Here is a 14373-nt window from a genome sequence, read left to right as displayed (position 1 = left end):
CCGTGAAGAGATTATTAACATATACGATATTAAGTTTAGCAGTATTGCTTAACTTATCTGTAAAAGCTCAAGACTACTTAACTGTTGATGAGTTAACTACACAAAAACAAGAAGCTGTGAATAACAGCCAATACAGGTTAGCTAAAGTAATTCAAACGGAAATAGAATCGAGGTCAACTGATAGCATCAAAAAAACTGACGAGCTAATCGCTTTAGAGCAAAAAACAAGGGATGCTGTTGCAAAACAAGATTGGCTTCTAGCTCATGCCTACAAAAGACAACGAAACTCTTTGTTAGGTATAAAAGAGAAAATTACTGGATTAAGTGCAGGTTATGCCACTAATAAAAGAGAAATTGCATTTCAAGAAATGAAAAATCAAGATTTTGCTACTGCTAATTCTTTGATTCCAACCTCTGCAAATCCAGAAATAATAATTAGTGAAGAAGCGACTCAAACAAAAGTTAAAAATGCTACTGAAAATGATATAGCCAAAGAGCTAAAGTACAGAAGAAGTTCTTTGTATACATTAATGATAAACGATTTAACTCGTGAATACTCAGGTGTTATTAAAGATGCTTTTGGTAACTCTACAGTTCCTCAAAAATTTAATGACCATAATATTGGACCTTACCTAGTTAATGGAGTAGCAAATTCTGATGATCAAACACAAGTAATAACAACATACTTAACTAATAATAATGTAGCTAAAGATTTGGTTGCAAAATGGTTTAACAGAAGTAACGATGGAAAGTTTAATATGGATTTAATTTCATCAAGAGGTATGTATGATGCAACTGCAATGGACAAGGTAGTTGCTAATGCTAGTGAGAGAGGAAGCGCATTGTTAGCTGATGCTGGAGAAGAACTAATTGGAAACACATTTGTAATTGTTAATGATTATAAATTTACGAATAAAGAAGAAGCTGTTGCTAAGGGTAAAAAAGCATCTGGATTTGCAAAAATGGCTGCAGGCTATATACCTGGAGCAGGTGCTGCAATTCAAAAAGGAATTACTGCTGCAGAAGCTGCTGCAACTGTTGCAGGAAAAGGATACTGGGTAAGAACAACTTCATATCTTTATCGTTTAGTTTGGGATGAAGAAGCTGCTGCAATTTTTTACAACAACTATTGGACTGATGTAAATAATTTTGACCTATCAAAAGTTGAAGCTTTTAATAATGCCAATAATTTTAAATTAAAATTAATTGGTTCTCAAACAGCTGGAGCAGATGTTCAATCATCAATATTTACAAATAAAAGTGAGGAAGACTTAATTCGTATGGCAACTGTAAAAGCAACTGATAGAGCCATTGCTAAACTTGAAAAAAAGTATGAAGAATTTAGAACAAAAACTCCTTTAATATCAATCGAGCCATTAGCAGCTAAAATTGGTACTAAAGAAGGTTTAGAGAAAGGTGACAAATATGAAGTAATTAACCAAATAGAAACTCCCGAGGGAAAAACTATTTACAAGAGAGTTGGAATTATAACTGTTGCAACTGTATGGGATAATAGTTATTCACCTGAAGAAGAAGAAGAATTAAAAAAACAAGGAAAATTACCTGAGCAACAATACTCTATATTTAAAGGAAGTGGAAAGTATTACCCTGGTATGCTAATTAAACAAATCAATTAATTTACTTAACTGATTATCTTTTATTTAGATTAAAAAATTGTTTTGAATTGTTTTTGCTATTTATTTGTCTTCCTATTAAAAAATTAATAAATTTGCACCCCTTTAATTGACAAGGAATAAAAATGTACGAACCAAAGGTAAAATTATTTGCAGGAAGAGCATCAGAAGATTTAGCTAATAAAATAGCTAAAAGCTACGGTATTCCTTTAGGCAACATTATCATCAATACATTTAGCGATGGTGAATTTCAACCTTCTTTTGAGGAGTCAGTTAGAGGTGCTGATGTTTTTATTGTTCAATCTACTTTTCCGCCAGCAGATAATTTGATGGAATTGTTAATGATGATTGATGCTGCAAAAAGAGCTTCTGCTAGACGTATTGTAGCAATTATGCCATACTTTGGTTTAGCTCGTCAAGACAGAAAAGACAAACCAAGAGTGCCAATAGGTGCTAAATTAGTAGCTAACATGTTAGCGGCAGCAGGTGTAACCAGAGTCATGACTATGGATTTACATGCTGATCAAATTCAAGGATTTTTTGAAGTACCAGTTGACCATATTTTTGGCTCAACTATTTTTATACCATATATTAAAAGCTTAAACCTCCCTAATTTAACAATGGCTTCTCCTGATATGGGAGGAACCAAAAGAGCAAATGCTTACGCTAAGTTTTTACAAGCCGAAGTAGCTGTTTGTTACAAACAACGAAAAAAAGCAAATGTAATTGAAGATATGTTTTTAATTGGAGAAGTTGCAGGGAGAGATGTTGTTATTGTTGACGACATGGTTGATACCGCAGGAACATTATGTAAAGCTGCTGACATTATGATGGAAAATGGAGCAACAAGCGTTAGAGCAATTGCTAGCCATGCTATCTTATCAGGAAAAGCATACGAACGTATAGAAAATTCAAAATTGACAGAATTAATAGTAACCGATACAATTCCTCTTACTCAAAAGAGCGATAAAATAAGAGTTCTTTCGGTTGCAGATTTATTCTCAGATATTATTAATAAAGTATTCAATCACGAATCAATAAGTAACACATTTATTTGCTAATTAATTAACACACTATTATAATGAAATCAATAGCATTACAAGGAAACAAAAGAGCTGACAGAGGAACTACTGATGCTAAAGCATTAAGAAGCGCAGAAAAAATTCCAGCTGTATTATATGGCGGAAAAGAAAATACACACTTTACAGTTAATGAAATTCAATTTGGAAAAATCATTCACTCACCTAATGTATATTTTATTAATCTTGACATTGATGGTTCTACTCATAGAGCAATAATTAAAGATGTTCAATTTCATCCAGTAACAGATAGAGTTTTACATATCGACTTTCTAGAAGTTGTTGAAGGTAAAGCTATCACTGTAAATATGCCAATTAAGTTAACTGGTAACTCTAGAGGTGTATTAAATGGAGGTAAATTAAGAACTGTAACGAGAAGATTAAAAGTAAATGGTTTAGCAGAAACTTTACCTGAATTTATTACAATTGACATTACAAACTTAAGAATTGGCCAATCTATTAAAGTTGGTGACATCCAAGTTGACGGTTTAAGATTATTAGATGCAGCTAATGCAGTTGTTGTTGCTGTTAAAAGAAGTAGAGTATCTACTGCTGATGAAGATGAAGATGAAGATGAAGAAGGTGCTGAAGCAGCTACTTCAGATGCAGCTGAAGCTTCTGCAGAATAAATTGAATTATGAAGTATTTAATTGTAGGATTGGGCAATATAGGCTCTGAATACGAAAATACTAGACATAACATAGGTTTTAAAATATTGGATGCACTAGCAAGTGCATCCAATATTTTTTTTGAACCTAATAAGCTTGGCTCCACTGCTACTCTTAAATTTAAGGGTAGAACCTTAATATTAGTAAAGCCTTCTACTTACATGAACCTAAGTGGTAAAGCAGTAAACTATTACCTCCAACAAGAAAAAATAAAGCAAGAAAATTTATTAGTTATTACTGATGATATTGCCCTACCTTTTGGCACTATAAGACTTAAAGGTAAAGGTAGTGATGGAGGTCACAACGGACTAAAAAATATTTTTGAATGTCTTGGAAATGCCAACTATCCTCGTTTGAGATTTGGTGTTGGAAGTGATTTTGTGCAAGGCAAACAAATTAATTATGTATTGGGAGACTTTGCTCCCGAAGAACAATCTGCTCTTCCTGAGAGACTGGAAAAAGCAACCCAAGCCATAAAAGCATTTACAACTATTGGACTAGGCAGAACAATGAGTGATTTTAATGGAAAATAAAAAGCCGAAATAAATTTCGGCTTTTTTTAATTTTGTTATTGTTGTTTCATTTTCTCTCTATGAAATTCTTTTCTTCCTTTAAATTTCTCATGCTTCATCTGCTTTTTCTCTTTTATTAAAGCACGTTGTTCTTCAGTCAAAATTTGATTTATCTCCACTCTCTCAGCTACTCTAATATCCTTTAATTTAGTTTTTAACTCTTTTTTTTCTGCTGCTCTCTTACCCCTAATTTCTTTAATTTGAGCTTTTTGCTCCTCTGTAAGATTTAATTGATCTTTAAATCTTTCAATTTGATCATCATCTTCATCTTGATTATGATTTTCATTAACTTGAAGCTTCATTGGTCTCTCCATTTTATCTTGAGCACTTACTCCAGTTGCAATTGCAAATAAAGCAACGATTGCTACGATTTTTAAATTTTTCATGGTTTAATAGTTTAATGAATAATAAATTAATGTGAGCTAAAACTATGCCAAAGAATTAAAACTTAAATCTAATCTGTGCTTTAATTTCACTTTTTGTATTCCCTTGAATTTCTTCTAACCCAGAACTTATAACATCAACATTATCATAATAAGTTAAACCATAACGCAACCAAACATCTAAGCCTCTTCTTATTTTATAACGTACTGTTAAATAGGTTCGTGTTCCACGGTTATAATACGCTGGAATAGAAAAGGCATAAAGAACATCATTTTCATAAGCATAAATACGAGCATTGTAAGAGTCAGTATCAAATATCCCATAACGGAAAGAAAAAGAAAATGGACTTTTTAAGGATTGGTAAACAACATCTTGATAAATTAAATAACCAACTTCTGTTGGTGTTTCTTCTAAATGAGAATTAATCAACTCAACTCTACTTTTCAGTTTTATAGATGGTGAAACTTGATAGCTTAAATTATACCTATAATTTGTTTGTTTACGGTAAACAGTATAATCAATACCTTCAGTTAAATCTATATCTGTATTTTCTCCTTTTCGTCGCTCTTTTATACGCAAATACATTTCCAATTTCTTTGAAGGCTTATAGGTTAATTGTGCCAGATATTGGTAACCATTACTTGGAGCGTTAATTTGATATTTTAGCCATGGAAAAACAAATTGGTCGTAATAAGCTGAAACCGTAAATTTGTTTAGTGGTTTAGCTACAATTCCAAAGTATAATCCTTTTTCATTTTCATTAACCGAGTTTTCTCCAATACCTGCACTTGCTATTGGAGAAAAATCCCTATCATAATTTCTATATAAAACAGATAACGCTAAACGAGTATCTAAATTTATTAATGCACCAGCAACAATAGCTTTTCCTGCCTCTATACTTTGTGCGAACTCTCCAAAGAAATTGAAGTTTTTATAAATCCAATTGTAATCAATACCCAAATTAGTTTGTTCACTTTTAGTGTTTCTAAATTGGTTATAAACTTGTAAATTGGGATTAAATTGAGCATTAATTTCATTAAAAACTCCCGTAAAACCTATATTTAACTTACGTGTCATAAAAGCCAAATGCCCACCAATTGTTTGCTTTGTTATCGCATCTTTATCTTCCAACTCATTTACAGTTCTATGAAAACCAGTTTGCTGAATAGAAGTAATAGATAACACCTCATCTTGTACAAGAGTAGAATCTGAATAATCAATATTAGCATCGACTTTGTTTCGAGAATAAAAAGTTGTTACTTCTATCTTGTCAAATTTTAACGCTAAACCTGCACCCCTCATAAATAAATTTTCATCTACTGAGGTGTACGGTTTTAAACCTATAGCACTTCTTTTTACAGACATAATATCGGCAGACTTACCAAAGGCTAATCCAGACCAGAAAGTTAATCCTTGACCAAATTGAGCTTGATAATCACCAATCGCTAATTGCTTTATTTTACCCTGATTTTTAAGAAAGAAATGTGCTGAATAAAAATCAAATCCATTTTTTTGAGTTCCATTAAAAAAATCCTCTCCAGGATCCTTTTCGGCAGTAACACCAAAACTTAAATAATTGCCATAATTGTATTTATATCGAGTAAAAATTCTAGCTTCATTTCCAAAATATCTTGAATTAGGACTAGCCGTTAATGCAGAATCTGTAATATCACTAAACCCTTTTTTCTCTTCAATAATTTGCTGATATCTCACAAACAATTGGTTTGTCCCATTATTTAATAATTCATTAAAACTTAACTGCGGACTATCAACATTTGAAGTAACTTTTACAAATGGCAAAATAAATTGAATAGTTGATTTATCAAAACCATCAATGGTTTGCAATTCTTCTAAAGTCATTAATTTGCCATTCTCCTCAATATGACTTAATAAATTGTTAATTTGAAAATCGGTAAGTAAAGACAGTTCTTTTAACTCTATTAGTTTTGCTCTATTTAAATTTAAAGGCCTATCATAAAAGAAAGACAACTGCTCAAAAATTGTAGTATAATCCACATCACTTTCTTCTGCATTATCAACCAAATACTCAACACGCTGTTCTATAATCTCATTTTTTTGATCTACATCTGTTTGTCCAAAAGAATAAAATGCCCCCACTAAAAAGAAATATAGCAAACATTTATGCAAGCTAAATTCAACACATTTTATATTGAAATTAAAGCGCTTCACTTACTTACCTGCTGTGTAAATAATAGAAATACCTGGAGTAATTCCAAGTGTTTGATGAAACGACGTAGACAGGTCTAATTTGAAGTCTTTTAACTTTAAACCAAAGCCAAAAGAACTTAATGTTGGATTCGTTGATATTCCTCCTCTTAAATATAAAATATCGATTGGATTATATTCGATTCCTACTCTAGCTATTGCTCCAAAATCGATATCTTTTTCTGTTTCTACAGCTAAAAAAACCTTTTCTGAAAACTTATAATCCAACCCTAACTTCATTATTGTTGGCAATCTTTCATTGTTATAATCAACAAATTTTGTTCTTGTTGGGTTATAAACGTGAACACCTAAAGCTATTTCTTTTGATAAATTAGCGATTAAACCAATAGCTCCAGTTAAAGCAGATTTCTGGCCATACTCTTGTCCTATTTTTACATTTGTATAATTTAATTGCACTCCTAATGCAATTTTATCGTTTAGTTTTTGTCCATAAGACAATCCTGCTTTAGTTTCATTATAAGCTGAATAACCAAAAGAAGTAACAGATAAACCAAAAGCACCTAATTTTGTTGGCAGGGCAAAAGCTCCTGATTTATATGCAGTTTCTTTTAATAGAAATCGGCTTTCATAAGAAATTGCTCCAGAAATTTGATCCACAAAACCTAATCCAGCTTGATTATTATTTACTGACCAAACATCTGATAAGGTTGTAGAAAACCCTCCTAAAGAAAGTGATCGAGCACCAATTACATCATTACCGTTTGTTGAAAAAAGATCAGGAATAACTCCCAATATTAAAGCGAGAAATATTATTAATTCTTTCATCCTTTTATACTATTCCAAGTTGAATACATAGATTCTTGCTTAGGACGATTTAGCTCTTCTTTTCTTAAAGGTTCACACTCTTTAAGGCCATCAAAACATTCCTTAGGAAGTGCTTGATATAGTTGAGTCCCTTTTGTTTTCCATTCAATCATTTCATCACTAACTTGTTTAATAATCTTTGCGGGATTACCAACTAATAAACTTCTGTCTGGAATTTCCATTTTTGCTGGAACAAAAGTCAATGCTCCCACTATGCATTCAGCTCCCATAACAACATCATCCATCACAACACTATTCATTCCTATTAAACAGTTTTCTCCAATAACACCTCCATGAATTATAGCTCCATGACCAATATGCGCACCTTTTTTAAGGATAGTTGTTGTTCCTGGAAACATGTGTACCGTACAATTCTCTTGGATATTACAACCGTCTTCTATTATTATCTTACCCCAATCACCTCTTATTGCTGCCCCTGGCCCGACATAAACATTCTTTCCAATAATAACGTTACCTGTAACTGCTGCTAACGGATGAATAAAAGATGATTCATCAATAACAGGCTTAAATCCATTAAACTCGTAAATAGCCATATATTTGTCGCTTAAAATGTAAATATAATGGTTTCTATTTTCGCTATCAATAAAAATTGAGGAAGTATTTATTCATATTAACTCTTCTTTTAAAAATTGGCTTTTTTCTTAAAGCTCAAGAACCATCTTACTCTATAATTGGAGAGAATGAATTAGCTGGTTTAGACATCTATACTTTAGCACAAGACAAAAATAATTACATATGGTTAGGTACAGAAAATGGCATTTACAAGTATGATGGTTATAATTTTAATAAATATTTTAACAAAAATTTGAAGTCAAAATCCGTATTCGGATTAGTTAAAGATAACAATGGCGAACTATATGGCTTTAATCTTAGTGGACAAGTTTTGAAGATAGAAGACGACTCCATTAATATATTCTATCAAATACCAGACAGTTTGCTTTCTAGTTATTATGAATTAGGATTTGATCAGGAAAACAACTTAATTATTGCCAATAGAAATCCTTTTTGGATAGACAAAAAAAACAACACTAATTTTTATTTTAAAAAAAATAATTATGCTTTTATCCCTTCTGTTAAAACAACTATAGATAAAATATATTTCAGTAAACAAAATTCAGATGGATTTAGTGTAGAAGCTATTGACACCAATGGAAATTCTAACCCTTTAAAATTTAATACTCCTAGTCAAAGTCCAAATTACATAATACAAAACCAAACCGGGTATACAATTATAAAAGAAAGAGACAAATTTAATTATTATGACATCAAAGAAGACACAACGATATTTAGAGATTTTAATTTTCCGAAAACAATTACTCAAGAATACTCAAATGTAAGCTATTTAGCTCTAGACTCTACTTTGTGGCAAACCACTAGAAAAGGGAGCGCTGTAGCTATAAATATTAATAATTTAAAACCTTACCACAAAAGGCTATTATTTCATAAATTTTATATTTCATCATACTTACAGGATGCCGAGAATAATTTGTGGCTAGGAACTTTAGGCAAAGGAATTCTATTTATTCCAAACACGAAAATATTGAGTTTTAGGAACCTTATTGAAATTGAAGATGAAGTTTTTACAAGGATAATTTCTACTGATAATAAAATTTGGGCATCAACTCAAAGTGGGAAAATTTATGAATATTATAACAATCAATTCTCACTAATCTATGAGCAAAATGAAACAAAAATTAACGTATTAAAACTTGATCAAAAAAATGAAAATTTAATACTAAATGGTCCTAACTTACCTTACATTTTTAATCTAGCAACCAAAAAAATTAAACCTTTTTCTGAGATAGGATCTCTAAAAGAGATAGACTTTATAAATGATTCTACAATTCTTTTAGCTACAAATAAAAATCTAATTTTTTATAACCAACAGAAAAATAAAACTATACCTTCTTATTTTAATCTACCTAAAAATATTGGAAGAACTTCTTCCGTTTTTTACCAAAAAAATAAAGAGAAAATATGGTTAAGTACCTTAAAAGGCTTAATGATATTCTCAAAAACTGAAGAACCAAAAATTTTCAATAATATCTTTTCAACGAGTGTAATTCAAAACAATAATTCTATATGGGTAGCCACAAAAGACCAAGGTATTTACGAATTTAAAAATGATACACTAGCACAGCATTTATCAACAAAAAATCATTTAGCATCCGATGTTGTTTACAAAATAATAGCCTACAAAAATCAATTGTTTATCTCACACGAAAAAGGAATTCAAGTTTATAATTTAAACACATCTAAATCTATATTTTTTAATAATACAGATGGTTTGTTTAGCAATAGAATAACTGATTTCACCATTCAAAATGATATTGTTTGGGTTGTTACCAATAAAGGAATCCAATTTTTTAATTACAATGAAATAGATAAAAACTTAACTCCTCCAAACATCATTATTAGTGAAGTATTGGTAAATAAAAAACCACTAAAATTTGATATAGACGAAACTAGTTATTTTAATTACGATGAAAATAAAATTGAAATTCGTTTTTTAACAACCACTTACCATCATCAAGGGTTATTAAAATATGCTTATAAAATAAATGGGGATACCGATAACTGGCAGTATAAAAAATTTAAAGATAATTCAGTTGATTTTATTTCTCTCCAACCAGGAGATTATTCATTTACTATTAAATCTATTAATGAAAATGGAATAGAAAGTTTACCTATTTCTTACAATTTTATAATCAAACCTCCATTCTGGCAAACATGGTGGTTCTACACCTTTTGGATATGTCTTTTTATCGGTGTTACTTTAATCATCTACCGCTTTGAGTTAAAAAAACAACGCCGAAAAATTGAATTGCAAAACGAATTGAATGCTTCTAAGTTAATAGCAATTCAATCACAAATGAATCCTCATTTTATCTTTAATGCAATTACCTCTATTCAAGATTTAATACTAAAAGGAGATATTGATAATTCGTATAACTATATCATTAAATTTTCAAAATTGGTTCGACAAACTTTAAATTTTTCAGACAAAGAGTTTATTGATATTGAGGAAGAAATAGAATTATTAGAAACCTACTTGCAATTAGAAAAACTCCGTTTTAAAGATGACTTTGAATTTTCGATTGATATAAATAATGCTGAAGATATTAAAGTACCACCAATGCTTATTCAACCATTTGTTGAAAATGCAATTAAGCATGGATTATTACATAAGGATGGACTTAAAAAAGTATGTATTTCATTTAAAATGAATGACACATTACATTGCACTGTAACCGACAATGGTGTAGGAAGATCAAAAGCCCAAGAAATTAAATTACGACAACAAAAAAATCATCAATCATTTTCAGTAAATGCTACTAAAATAAGATTCGATATAATGAAAAATCATTACAAACAAAATCTTGGAGTTTTGTATGTTGATTTAAAAGATAATGAAGAACCAATTGGTACAAAGGTTATCATAACTATTCCTTTTAAGCAAAATTATTAAACAAAAACAATCCGTCATTCCTAAAAAAAAGTGCTATTCCTAAATTTAAATTCCATAAATGAATTTAGGATTCTATATTTGAGTTATGAGAATAAAGTTAAAAGCCATACTTGTAGATGACGAAGAAAGTGCACGTAATGTACTTTCAAATTTATTACTAAGATTTTGTCCTCAGATTGAAGTTGTGGATAAATGTACAAATGTATTAGATGCTGTCGAGTCTATTAAAAAAAACCAACCAGATGTTGTTTTTTTAGATATTGAAATGCCCAATTATGCTGGTTATGAATTAGTCTCATTTTTTGAAGAAGTTAATTTCGATATTATTTTTATTACGGCTTACGACAAGTTTGCACTAAAAGCTTTCGAAATTTCGGCAGTTGACTATTTATTAAAACCAATTGAAATTGACCGATTAAAATTGGCTGTTAGTAAATTAGAATCTATTCGTGAATTAAAAAATAATGCTAAAAATTTAGAGGCATTAAAAGACAACTTGAAAAAAGAAAATCTTACTAAAATTATTGTTCGACAAAATGGCGACCAAGAAATTGTAGATATCAATTCCATTATTGCTATTGAAGCTCAAGAATCATACAGTTGTATTCATACAATAAGCAATAAATATATGATGAGTAAAAATCTAAAGCATTATGAATCGCTCTTGGCTGAAAACAAATCATTTTTTAGAACGCATAAATCATGGTTGGTAAATCTCTGCCACCTAAAATCATATTCAAAATCAAAATTTGAAATTGAATTACAATCGGGTATTGTTGCAAAACTATCTAAATACAGAATTGCTGAATTTGAACAAGCAATTCTGGCATAGAATACTATTCCTAAATAATTCAATCCATTCCTAAAGAAAATCGAAAGTTGTTTTTTTTTAGCATCTATGTTTGCTAAAAATTTTAACAAACTAAAAAAATCTTTATGAAAAAATTATTACTAAGTATTTTAACAATTGTAGTGCTATCAACCCAAACAAATGCACAGGATAGTACTGCATTTATTGCTGCTAATGACGCTTACTCTCCTACCAACAACGACATGTACGCTAACATTCCTACTGGTTCAGGATCGAATTTAAGATTAACTGGAGATTGGACAATTGAAGCATGGATTAACATTTTAAATACCAATGCAGAAATAAATTTAATTGAAACCTATTCAAGTGGAAATACTGGTGGCTTTGCTATTAGATTAATCAATAACAAACTAAGAGCACTCCAAATTACAAATCCTTCAACAAACTTATCTATTGTAACTGGAGCTACTGCTTTAAATTTAGGTGTATGGAATCATATTGCTGCTACTTTAAATGAAACAACTCAAGAATTAAAAGTTTATGTAAACGGGCAATTAGATGGAACTATTAGCACTTCGCTAACTACCCTTAACCTTAACAGCGTATTAAGGATAGGAACTAGAGGGGATTCTCCTTTTACCAGAGGAGAAACAATTATGGATGAAGTTAAAATTTGGAACAAAGCCAAAACCGAGGCTGAAATTCAAGCTCAAATGTCAGGGTGTTTTTATGGTAATGAAATTGATTTGTTAGCATGGTACAATTTTGAAAGTATTTCTACCAACTCTTTAATAGATAAAACTATGAATGGAAATGATGGAACTTTTATTCAGTATGACACAAATAGCTTTACAGGTGGAGCTTACTATTGTGCAAATGCTACTGTTAGTGTTAATGAAGTTGAAAAAAATATAGAAATGAGTATCTACCCTAATCCAGCGCAAGACGTTTTAACTATCAGCTCAAATGAAGCTATTAACGAACTATTTATTTACAGTATTGGCGGATCTTTAATTAAAAAAGAAATGTTAAATAACAATCAAATTGATATTTCAAGCCTTAAAAAAGGAATGTACTTTTTATTGATTAATTCAGAAAAAGGAGTTTACAAGGAAAAGTTTATAAAAGAATAGCATGATAAACTATTTTTTAAAAGCCCAATTTGAACAAATTGGGCTTTTTTTTATCATATAATCACTATAAAATACTGTTGACAAAAGAGTTCTTTCTTTAAAAAATCCATTGCTAAAACATATTGTCCGTTAATAAAGATTAACTGAAAAAACATGCACTATAACCTACATTCGTAGCAAAATTTAACAAAACAAAAAACTATGAGAAAAACATTAATTATAGCATTAGTTGCTGTAACATTTGTAGGTAGTAATTGCTACGGACAATCATTTAAAGATAAACTAAAAGCAAAAGCAGCAGCAGCATCTAAACCAGGAGGAAATGCAGCTGGAGCAGTAAAAGGTGGAACAACAATTCACTTAATGGAAGCTGAGAGAGGTAATACTAAGCTTCAACTAGAAGAAGGGGAAAATAACGGAAGAAAAATTTTAGCTATAAATGGTGCAATGTATACTTGGCAAGACGAACCAAGTGCTACTCTAGGTAAAAAAATATACTTTTCTACTGCTGGTCTTTATGTAATGGAGTATGATGCTAATAGCTGGGTATCTGTAATGCCTGACAAACAATTGGGTAAAGGAGAGTTTACTAAGTTTATGTTTAGTAACTTCTATAGTTCTGATGCAGCAAAAGTAAAAACGATGACTAAAGCAAAGGTTGAAGCTTATGCTAGTGATTTATCGAAACAAATAATGGCGCCATCTGCATCTGGGCCTTCTAAAGGTGGAAATGGAACTTACTCAGCAGCTACTCCAATTAAATTTGCAGGAAATGCTTACGAAGAAATGGAAGTTACATTTGAAGAAGGTGCTGTAAAAAACATCATTATTAAATTAATAAAAAGTGGAAAAGATGTAAGCACTGACACTTATATGCATATGCCTGAGTTTAGTAAATTAATTGGTACTGAAATATATGCTAACAGCAGAAGTCATCTTAATCAGTATATTTTTGTTGACAAACCGGGAGTTTTAATCTGGGCGCAATACAAACATGGTGGATTAGGAAATCAGCTTTGGGAAAAATATGATTACTACAATGTTTATGCAATGGACAAACAAGTTGTTAGAGGCATTATAGCTAGTGAAGCAAAACAAAAAGAAATAGATGCAAAAGTTGCCAATTGGAGTAAAACAATTAAAGATGTAGAAGACAAAAGAAGAGCTGCTGAAACTGCAGATAAAATTGCTAACCAACGTTTACCTAAAGAGGGTATGGTTGACAACAACTTAAAAGCAGAAACATTAGCTGCTGCACAAGCTTGGGCTGCTAGCTGGAAATGGGTTGAAACAGTAACTAAAGCATACTTTACTGGTGCTGATTGGTATATTGTTAGACATAAATTAACTGGTATAATTTTAAGAAGAGAAATTAGAGGGGTAATTGTAATGTCGAGACCTGATGGAATGTGTAGTTTCCATTATGCAGTATTTGCACAAGAATATGATGGAAGCAAATACAATAAGGTTTATACTGCAGGTATTACACCTGGACAGATTAAATTGAATTGCGAACATGCAAAATAAATAGTTTAGTTTAAAGTTCACGAA

At 30.7% G+C, this 14373-nt stretch carries 12 protein-coding genes; 8 read left to right on the top strand and 4 right to left on the bottom strand.

Annotated features, from left to right (window positions below; translation table 11 throughout):
* Positions 1–2 precede the first annotated feature (2 nt).
* The 4 genes from FRY74_RS06855 (at position 3) to pth (ending at position 3914) form a co-directional block, all read left to right on the top strand.
* Entirely contained in the window at positions 3–1637 is a 1635-nt protein-coding gene (locus FRY74_RS06855) for a hypothetical protein (RefSeq protein WP_147099910.1), read from the top strand.
* 122 nt (positions 1638–1759) lie between these two features.
* On the top strand, positions 1760–2695 hold the full coding sequence (locus FRY74_RS06850; RefSeq protein WP_189765253.1) for a ribose-phosphate pyrophosphokinase: 936 nt from the start codon (positions 1760–1762) through the stop codon (positions 2693–2695).
* A 20-nt stretch (positions 2696–2715) separates the two neighbouring features.
* The gene (locus FRY74_RS06845) at positions 2716–3342 is read left to right on the top strand and encodes a 50S ribosomal protein L25/general stress protein Ctc (protein ID WP_147099906.1); all 627 of its coding nucleotides are present in this window, start codon (positions 2716–2718) and stop codon (positions 3340–3342) included.
* A gap of 8 nt (positions 3343–3350) precedes the next feature.
* Positions 3351–3914, top strand: a complete 564-nt coding sequence (gene pth, locus FRY74_RS06840; protein WP_147099904.1) for an aminoacyl-tRNA hydrolase — start codon at positions 3351–3353, stop codon at positions 3912–3914.
* Between the two features lie 35 nt (positions 3915–3949).
* Here the strand turns inward: pth and FRY74_RS06835 are convergent, their stop codons facing one another.
* From FRY74_RS06835 to FRY74_RS06820, 4 genes are all read right to left on the bottom strand, one after another.
* Positions 3950–4339: a Spy/CpxP family protein refolding chaperone gene (locus FRY74_RS06835; protein ID WP_147099902.1), complete on the bottom strand. Its 390-nt coding sequence runs from the start codon at positions 4337–4339 to the stop codon at positions 3950–3952.
* Between the two features lie 55 nt (positions 4340–4394).
* Positions 4395–6455, bottom strand: coding sequence for a helix-hairpin-helix domain-containing protein (locus tag FRY74_RS06830; protein WP_170227972.1), 2061 nt, complete (start codon positions 6453–6455; stop codon positions 4395–4397).
* A gap of 72 nt (positions 6456–6527) precedes the next feature.
* Entirely contained in the window at positions 6528–7349 is an 822-nt protein-coding gene (locus tag FRY74_RS06825) for a PorV/PorQ family protein (RefSeq protein WP_147099898.1), read from the bottom strand.
* A complete protein-coding gene (locus FRY74_RS06820; RefSeq protein WP_147099897.1) occupies positions 7346–7942 on the bottom strand; it encodes an acyltransferase in 597 nt (198 codons plus the stop codon). Before FRY74_RS06820 ends, FRY74_RS06825 begins: the two co-directional genes overlap by 4 nt.
* A 56-nt stretch (positions 7943–7998) precedes the next feature.
* On the opposite strand from FRY74_RS06820, the gene FRY74_RS06815 reads away from it, so the two are divergent.
* The 4 genes from FRY74_RS06815 (at position 7999) to FRY74_RS06800 (ending at position 14349) form a co-directional block, all read left to right on the top strand.
* Positions 7999–10878 carry a sensor histidine kinase gene (locus FRY74_RS06815; RefSeq protein WP_147099895.1) on the top strand — a complete coding sequence of 960 codons (2880 nt, stop codon included), beginning with the start codon at positions 7999–8001 and terminating at the stop codon, positions 10876–10878.
* 85 nt (positions 10879–10963) lie between these two features.
* On the top strand, positions 10964–11710 hold the full coding sequence (locus FRY74_RS06810) for a LytR/AlgR family response regulator transcription factor (protein ID WP_147099893.1): 747 nt from the start codon (positions 10964–10966) through the stop codon (positions 11708–11710).
* Between the two features lie 104 nt (positions 11711–11814).
* Complete coding sequence (locus FRY74_RS06805; RefSeq protein ID WP_147099891.1) at positions 11815–12822, top strand: LamG-like jellyroll fold domain-containing protein; 1008 nt, start codon at positions 11815–11817, stop codon at positions 12820–12822.
* Between the two features lie 201 nt (positions 12823–13023).
* On the top strand, positions 13024–14349 hold the full coding sequence (locus FRY74_RS06800) for a hypothetical protein (protein ID WP_147099889.1): 1326 nt from the start codon (positions 13024–13026) through the stop codon (positions 14347–14349).
* Positions 14350–14373: the final 24 nt, after the last annotated feature.

The sequence above is a fragment of the Vicingus serpentipes genome, assembly GCF_007993035.1.
GTDB classification, from domain to species: Bacteria; Bacteroidota; Bacteroidia; order Flavobacteriales_E; family Vicingaceae; genus Vicingus; species Vicingus serpentipes.
The sequence above is the reverse complement of the archived record's forward strand: the minus strand, read 5'-3'. Positions and strand labels throughout refer to the sequence as shown.